At 54.4% G+C, this 8,599-nt stretch carries 6 protein-coding genes; 4 read left to right on the forward strand and 2 right to left on the reverse strand.

The features are described from left to right. Positions 1-4: 4 nt before the first annotated feature. Positions 5-1,018 carry a LacI family DNA-binding transcriptional regulator gene (locus tag C0557_RS12040; RefSeq protein ID WP_074776475.1) on the reverse strand — a complete coding sequence of 338 codons (1,014 nt, stop codon included), beginning with the start codon at positions 1,016-1,018 and terminating at the stop codon, positions 5-7. A gap of 309 nt (positions 1,019-1,327) precedes the next feature. Here C0557_RS12040 and C0557_RS12045 point away from each other — a divergent pair, with 309 nt between their 5' ends. The 4 genes from C0557_RS12045 to pqqU all read left to right on the forward strand — a co-directional run bounded on the left by C0557_RS12045 (position 1,328) and on the right by pqqU (position 8,244). Next, positions 1,328-2,524: a mandelate racemase/muconate lactonizing enzyme family protein gene (locus tag C0557_RS12045; protein ID WP_208658610.1), complete on the forward strand. Its 1,197-nt coding sequence runs from the start codon at positions 1,328-1,330 to the stop codon at positions 2,522-2,524. Between the two features lie 79 nt (positions 2,525-2,603). Then, the gene (locus C0557_RS12050; RefSeq protein WP_208658611.1) at positions 2,604-3,914 is read left to right on the forward strand and encodes an MFS transporter; all 1,311 of its coding nucleotides are present in this window, start codon (positions 2,604-2,606) and stop codon (positions 3,912-3,914) included. Between the two features lie 447 nt (positions 3,915-4,361). Next, a complete protein-coding gene (ansP, locus tag C0557_RS12055) occupies positions 4,362-5,831 on the forward strand; it encodes an L-asparagine permease (protein ID WP_208658612.1) in 1,470 nt (489 codons plus the stop codon). A 283-nt stretch (positions 5,832-6,114) separates the two neighbouring features. Continuing rightward, on the forward strand, positions 6,115-8,244 hold the full coding sequence (gene pqqU / locus C0557_RS12060) for a TonB-dependent receptor PqqU (RefSeq protein WP_208658613.1): 2,130 nt from the start codon (positions 6,115-6,117) through the stop codon (positions 8,242-8,244). Between the two features lie 89 nt (positions 8,245-8,333). On the opposite strand, the gene C0557_RS12065 is transcribed toward pqqU, so the two are convergent. Beyond that, positions 8,334-8,599: IS3 family transposase (locus C0557_RS12065; protein ID WP_208657189.1), on the reverse strand; the 266-nt coding region annotated here is incomplete at its 5' end.

Here is an 8,599-nt window from a genome sequence, read left to right on the forward strand (position 1 = left end):
GGAGTTATGCAGATTCCCGTTCCACAAAATGGAAGCCAATATCAACAATCGTATCGTCAACCTCGCTGCCTTCGATACGATCGGCCAGCATCGTTGCCGCCCGCTGACCAATAATTTGCCGATCGACGCTGACAGTGGTAATGGCAGGCTGATTTCCGGCGGCAAAATCGAGATCGCCAAAGCCAATTACCGCCAGATCGCGCGGCACCTGTAAACCGCGCGACTGCGCTTCAATGATTGCGCCCTGCGCCAGCGTGTCGGAGCTGCAAACAATCACATCAAAATCGCCCTGCTCCAGTAGCTGTGCCAGCCCCTGGCGACCCGAGGTGAATCGCGCCGGTAAAGCCACATCGACGCTGCCCGGTTCGCTGATGCCGTTACGCTCCAGCACTTCGCGCAGCCCGGCTTTACGCTGCGCGGCGCGTTTGTCCACCGTCCACAGCAAACCCGGACGGCGATAGCCTTTACGCAGCAGATACTCGGCCGTCGCCTGGCCGACTTTCTCGTGGGAGAAGCCCACCAGCATATCCAGCGGCGTCGGGGTTAAATCCCAGATTTCCACTACCGGTACGTTGGCATTGAGGATCACTTTTTTCAGATCGGTCGAGTGATGGATCCCGGTCAGAACGATACCATCCGGGCGGCGCGAAAGCAGCGCGGCAACCAGATCGGCTTCGGTTTGTTGCGTGTATCCGGCAACGCAGAGCAACATATGGTAACCGCGCACCGCCAGCTCATCGCTGATGGCCTGAATCGTGTCGACAAACATATTGTTGTTAATTTGCGGCACCACCACGGCAATCAATTTACTGCGGCGCGAGGCCAGCCCACCGGCTAACGCATTAGGGATATACCCCGTTGCTTTGACCGCCGCGATGACTTTTTCTACCGTTTTGGGCCGTACCAGTTGCGGTGTGTTAAGCGCCCGACTTACGGTCATGGATGATAAGCCGGCTGTGCGGGCAACATCTTCCAGCGTGGGCGCACGCGGTGGGACAGAACGAGATGTTTTCGACATGTTCACTCACAGAGCATTCAGCGTTTTTATGATTCTCGCGTTGTATTATACGCATTTCTCCCCTCATTGCCGCCGCTCCTCAAAAATCAGTGCGTTAGCAGGTATTTTATCTCTTTTATGTTAACGCTATCATTAATGAGGCTGTCACGCTGCATCGGACTATTAACTGCGATACCATTCACAAAAGCTCTCTCTTTGACGCCATAATTTGTGATCGATTGTACATAATTACACCCTTTCTCTGGTCATGGATTTATTGTGGATCTACAAATGTTAGCGCAAACATTATGTTGTTCACAGGAGCTAATCATGACCGTAAGTGCGAATTCCGATGCCGTGACCTATGCCAAATCTGCGGGGGCAAAAACTGCCGCTGAAACCGGCGATCGTATTGCGTGGGTAAAACTCTCCCTCGCCTTCCTGCCGCTGGCTACGCCGGTAAGCGATGCGAAAGTGCTGACTGGCCGCCAGAAGCCGCTCACTGAAGTGGCGATTATCATTGCGGAGATCCGTAGCCGTGATGGCTTTGAGGGCGTCGGCTTCAGCTACTCCAAACGCGCCGGGGGTCAGGGGATCTATGCGCACGCCAAAGAGATTGCCGATAACCTGCTGGGCGAAGATCCGAACGATATCGACAAAATTTATACCAAACTGCTGTGGGCCGGTGCGTCGGTTGGCCGCAGCGGCATGGCCGTGCAGGCCATCTCCCCTATCGATATTGCGCTGTGGGATATGAAAGCCAAACGTGCAGGCCTGCCGCTGGCGAAACTGCTGGGCGCGCACCGCGACTCGGTGCAGTGCTACAACACTTCCGGCGGCTTCCTGCATACGCCGCTGGATCAAGTGCTGAAAAATGTGATTATTTCCCGTGAAAACGGCATCGGCGGCATCAAAATTAAGGTCGGCCAACCGGACACGAAAGAAGATATCCGCCGTCTGACCGCCGTGCGTGAAGCGCTGGGCGATGATTTCCCGCTGATGGTCGATGCCAATCAGCAGTGGGATCGCGAAACGGCGATTCGCATGGGCCGCCAGATGGAAAAATTCAATTTGATCTGGATTGAGGAGCCGCTGGATGCGTATGACGTCGAAGGCCACGCCCAGCTCGCTGCCGCGCTGGATACGCCCATCGCGACAGGTGAAATGCTGACCAGCTTCCGCGAGCACGAACAGCTGATTCTCGGCAACGCCAGCGACTTCGTGCAGCCCGATGCGCCGCGTGTCGGCGGGATTTCACCGTTCCTGAAGATCATGGATCTGGCCGCCAAACATGGCCGCAAACTGGCGCCGCACTTTGCCATGGAGGTTCACCTGCACCTCTCTGCCGCTTACCCGCTGGAGCCGTGGCTGGAACATTTCGAATGGCTGAACCCGCTGTTTAACGAACAGCTAGAACTGCGCGATGGGCGTATGTACGTCTCTGACCGCCACGGTCTTGGTTTCAGCATCAGCGAACAGGCCCGCGCGTGGACGCAAACCAGCTGCGAATTCGGTAAACGCCCATAATAATGACATCCTGACGGGAGAATCCTCCCGTTTTTTTCTGTTCCCTACACCACATTCAACCCTGTTTCGAGGAGTTGCGATGAATACAATAATTAAACGCACCAATGTGCGTTACAGCATTCTTGTTTTCTTATTTCTTGCCACCGTATTTAATTATGCTGACCACGCGACCCTTTCGGTCGTCGCGCCCATCATGAGCAAAGAATTAGGTTTTGATCCGGAAGCACTTGGCCTCGCCTTTTCGGTATTTGGTATTTCTTATGTGATCCTGCAAATTCCCGGTGGCTGGTTGCTGGATAAATATGGTTCACGGCTGGTCTATGGCTGCGCGCTGATTGGCTGGTCGGTGGTCACCATGTTTCAGGGCACCATTTACCTCTACGCCAGCCCGCTCATTGTGCTGGTGGTGCTGCGTCTGCTGATGGGCGCGATTGAAGCGCCCGCCTTTCCGGCCAACAGCCGCTTAAGCGTGCAGTGGTTTCCGAATAAAGAACGCGGATTTGTTACTGCCGTATATCAGGCGGCGCAATATATTTCGCTGGGCATTATTACGCCGCTGATGACCATTATTCTGCACAATCTTAGCTGGCATTATGTCTTTTATTATATTGGCGCGATCGGTGTCGTACTTGGCATATTCTGGTTGGTGAACGTTCGCGATCCGTTAGCGCATAAAGGCATTAACCAGCAGGAAATTGATTATATTCGCGACGGTGGCGGTGAACCCTCGCTCGGCAGTAAAAAAGGCCCGGCAAAAATCAGCCTGGCGCAGATCAAAAGCGTCTGTATTAATCGCATGATGATCGGTGTGTATATCGGGCAGTTTTGCGTCACCTCGATTACCTGGTTTTTCCTGACCTGGTTTCCGACCTATCTTTACCAGGCCAAAGGAATGTCGATTCTGAAGGTCGGTTTTATCGCCAGTATTCCGGCGATCGCCGGGTTTATTGGCGGACTGCTGGGCGGCGTTGTCTCCGACTGGCTGCTGACGCGCGGTTACAGCCTGACGACGGCGCGCAAATTCCCGGTGATCTGCGGCATGCTGCTCTCCTGCGTGATTGTGCTGGCCAACTATACCGACTCAGAAGTAGTGGTGGTCGCGGCAATGAGCGTGGCGTTCTTCTCTAAAGGGTTTGGCAACCTGGGCTGGTGCGTGTTGAGTGATACGTCGCCGAAAGAGGTGCTCGGTATCGCGGGCGGTGTGTTCAACATGTGCGGTAATCTGGCGAGTATTGTCACACCGCTGGTGATTGGCGTGATCCTCGCCAATACCCACTCCTTTGATTACGCCATTCTGTATGTCGGCTCAATGGGGCTGATTGGTCTGTTCTCGTATCTGTTTATTGTCGGTTCGCTGGAGCGTATTACGCTAACGCCAACGGCGGCCTGAGTCTGATTCTGGCGTCCCGCTAACGCCGCGCTGCTCCGTCACCCTGTACTCCCGGCGGAGCAGCTTTTTTTACATTAAATAAGCAAAAAAATAGCAAAGTCGGCGCGGCAGTCATTATGACTGCTTATGGGATCAGGCTATAACCTTGCACAATTGTCCGGTATTTACCGGTTTATGGCTGGTTTTTTCTGTTGCTTTTATCAGTTAGCTGAATCATTTACGCTGCTTGTCTCCTTTCACCTCACAATTTCTGCTAATAGTCCCGGTGATGGCGGCGGGTATGTTTTGCGTCGTTAGCCGATTGCAGGTAGGATGCTGCGCCATGTTTCTCTTATCCATACGTAGAATCACTGGAAAGGCAAACATTTACCGCGGAGCAATCGTTTGGCTTTTGCTCGCGCAGGTTGAGGAATTCCGCAAGGTTCAGACAGGACAACAGGTAACGAAATGAAAACAGACAACAACAGCGCCACGGAGCATCACGCGGCAAAACGACGCTGGCTTAACTCTCATGAAGAGGGCTATAACCGGGCGATGGGTAATCGCCAGGTACAAATGATCGCTATTGGCGGCGCGATCGGGACAGGTTTATTTTTGGGCGCAGGCGCACGATTACAGATGGCGGGGCCATCGCTGGCCATCGTCTATCTGGTTTGTGGTCTCTTCTCTTTCTTTATTCTCCGCGCGCTGGGCGAACTGGTACTGCATCGCCCTTCCAGCGGCAGCTTTGTTTCCTATGCCCGTGAGTTTCTGGGCGAAAAAGCCGCGTTTGTCGCCGGCTGGATGTACTTCATTAACTGGGCGATGACCGGTATTGTCGATATCACCGCCGTGGCGCTCTATATGCACTACTGGGGCGCGTTTGGCGATGTGCCGCAATGGGTCTTTGCGCTGGCCGCGCTGGCGATCGTCGGCACCATGAACATGATTGGCGTAAAATGGTTCGCCGAAATGGAGTTCTGGTTTGCGTTAATCAAAGTGCTGGCGATTGTGGTGTTCCTGATTGTCGGGACTATCTTCCTCGGCAGCGGTAAACCGCTGGACGGCGGCACAACCGGCTTCCACTTAATCACCGACAACGGCGGTTTCTTCCCGCACGGCTTGCTGCCCGCGCTGGTGCTGGTTCAGGGCGTGGTCTTTGCGTTTGCCTCTATTGAACTGGTCGGTACTGCCGCCGGTGAGTGTAAAGATCCGCAGACCATGGTGCCAAAAGCGATCAACAGCGTTATCTGGCGTATCGGTTTGTTCTACGTCGGCTCGGTGGTTCTGCTGGTGCTGCTGCTGCCGTGGAATGCCTATCAGGCAGGTCAAAGCCCGTTTGTGACCTTCTTCTCCAAACTGGGCGTGCCTTACATTGGCGACATCATGAACATGGTGGTGCTGACCGCTGCACTTTCCAGCCTGAACTCTGGCCTCTACAGCACCGGCCGTATTCTGCGTTCGATGTCGATGGGCGGTTCCGCGCCGAAGTTTATGGCGAAAATGAGCCGTCATCATGTGCCTTATGCCGGTATTCTGGTCACCATTTGCGTCTATGTCGTCGGTGTGTTCCTCAACTATCTGGTGCCGTCGCAGGTGTTTGAAATCGTGCTGAACGTGGCCTCCCTTGGCATTATCGCCTCCTGGGGCTTTATCGTGATTTGCCAGATGCGTCTGCGTAAGGCGATCAAAGAAGGCAAAGTGGCGGATGTGAGTTTCAAAATGCCTGGCGCGCCGGTCACGTCCTGGCTGACGCTGCTGTTCCTGCTGAGCGTACTGGTGCTGATGGCGTTTGACTATCCGAACGGCACTTACACCATCGGTTCGATCCCGCTGATTGCCGTGCTGCTGGTTGCAGGCTGGTTTGGCGTACGTAAACGCGTACAGGAAATTCACAGCACTGCGCCGGTGGCGCCGACTGAGAACGCCTCGCGCTAAACGGGCGGCAGTAAAAATGAAGGGAAGGCGCTGGCCTTCCCTTTTTTTATGACAGCGCAATACGGATAACCTCATCCGGTTGCATGGCTTCTTCCTCGCGGTGAGAACAGTGATCATTAATGACAATAAGATGGAACACTAACTGACGCCGAAGCGCACATGGCAGGCAGGAACTACACTCATTCTTAACTTAATGTGCGTTTAATGTTTTCAAAATATTTACATAACCTTTAACATATTGGCGCATGTTCCATTTGGTTCGTTTTTCTCACTCGGTTCCGTTATGACTATTCTTTCTGCCACGAAGGCCACCCTGCCGGCGTTATTACTCCCGGCTGTCCTCTCTCCGTCTGCTTCCGCTGCTGACAATGAACAAACGATGATCGTCAGCGCCGCGCCACAGACAGTTTCTGAACTTGATAGCCCTGCCGCCGTCAGCGTTGTACAGGGCGATGATATCCGCCAGGCGGCACCGCGTGTCAATTTATCGGAGTCACTGAACAGCGTGCCCGGCTTGCAGGTACAAAACCGGCAAAACTATGCCCAGGATCTGCAACTTTCCATCCGTGGATTTGGTTCGCGTTCCACTTATGGCGTGCGCGGTATTCGCCTGTATGTGGATGGGATTCCTGCGACGATGCCGGACGGCCAGGGGCAAACGTCGAATATCGACCTCAACAGCGTGGAGAGCATTGATGTGCTGCGCGGCCCCTTCTCGGCGCTGTACGGCAACGCTTCTGGCGGCGTGATGAATGTCACCACGCAAACCGGACGTCAGCCGACAACCATTGAAGCCAGCAGCTATTACGGTAGCGACGCAAGCTGGCGTTACGGCCTGAAAGCAACCGGCGCGATGGGCGACGGCACCCATGCGGGCGACGTGGATTACACCGTTTCCAGTACCCGCTTCGTTACCGGCGGCTACCGCGATCACAGCGGCGCGCGCAAAAATCTCGCCAACGCCAAACTGGGCGTGCGGATTGATGATGTCAGTAAGCTGAGCCTGATCTTTAACAGCGTTGATATCAAAGCCAACGATGCGGGCGGCCTGACCAAAGAGGAGTGGCAGGATAATCCGCGCCAGTCGCCGCGTGCTGACCAGTACAACACCCGCAAAACCATCAAACAAACGCAGGCCGGGCTGCGCTATGAGCGCCAGATGAGCAGCCAGGATGATTTAAGCGTGATGATGTACGCCGGGGAACGTGAAACGACGCAGTATCAGTCCATTCCACGCGGCGATACGCCAATGGCCGCACAACGTAACCCGGCTCATTCAGGCGGTGTGATCGATTTGTCGCGCCATTATCAGGGCATCGATACGCGCTGGACGCACCGTGGCGAGCTGGGCGTGCCGGTAACCTTCACCGGCGGGCTGAACTATGAAAATATGAGCGAGGATCGCAAAGGTTACGAAAACTATGTGATGGATGGCTCGACGCCGGTCTACGGCGAAAAAGGCAATCTGCGCCGTAACGAACGCAACCTGATGTGGAACCTCGATCCGTACATACAGACCGCCTGGCAACTGACGGATAAACTCTCTCTCGATGCGGGCGTGCGCTACAGCTCTGTCTGGTTTGATTCCAACGATCACTATGTCACCGCCGGTAATGGGGATGACAGCGGCGAGGCCAGCTATCACAAATGGCTGCCAGCGGCGTCGCTGAAATACGCGCTGACCGATGCATGGAATGTTTATGCAGCGGCCGGACGCGGCTTTGAAACGCCGACCATTAATGAACTCTCCTACCGTTCCGGTAATCAGAGCGGGCTGAATTTCGCGCTGAAGCCCTCCACCAATGAAACCGTGGAAATCGGCAGTAAAACGCGCATTGGCAACGGCCTGCTGACCGCAGCGCTGTTCCGCACCGATACCGATAATGAGATCGTGACCGACACCAGCAGCGGCGGACGCACCACCTACAAAAACGCCGGGAAAACCCGTCGTCAGGGCGCGGAGTTGTCGCTCGATCAGCAATTTGCCGGAAACTGGCGTGCCAAAATGTCATGGACTTATCTGGATGCCACGTACCGTAGCGAAGTCTGTACCGACAGCGACTGTAACGGCAACCGTATTCCGGGCATTGCGCGCAATATGGGTTATGCATCGCTGGGCTGGATCCCGGATCAGGGCTGGTATGCGGGTGCCGATGTGCGCTATATGAGCGATATTATGGCCGACGATGAAAACAGCGCGAAAGCGCCCTCCTACACCGTTACAGGTATTAACACCGGCTACAAATTTAGCTACGGCAACTGGATGATGGATGTGTTTGGTCGCATCGATAACCTGTTTGACCGTGAATATGTGGGCTCGGTGATCGTCAATGAATCGAATGGTCGTTACTACGAACCCGCTCCGGGACGTAATTACGGCGTCGGTTTGTCCATCGCTTATCAGTTTGAATAATGCTCACCAGCCGCCTTCACCTGGAGGCGGTTTTAAGCGACAAAAAAGCCCGCAAGCTGGACTGACCCCATAAAGTTGGACAGTTCATGTTAAGCGGCTTTCAGGGCCTGGGTTCGGTACTCTACCGGACTCAGGCCTTTTAATTTCAGGCTTATCCGCTTGTTGTTGTAGTAACAGATGTATTCCTCTATCGCCTTTCTCAGTTCGTTGACACTGTCCCACCTGCTCAGATAAAAACACTCCGATTTCAGCGTACCGAAGAAGTTCTCCATCACTGCATTATCCAGGCAGTTTCCTTTGCGCGACATACTTTGTGTCATGCCCCGCGCCTTTAACTTTGCCTGATAGCCTGCCA

This window comes from Kosakonia sp. MUSA4 (assembly GCF_013085925.1).
Taxonomy (GTDB): Bacteria; Pseudomonadota; Gammaproteobacteria; order Enterobacterales; family Enterobacteriaceae; genus Kosakonia; species Kosakonia sacchari_B.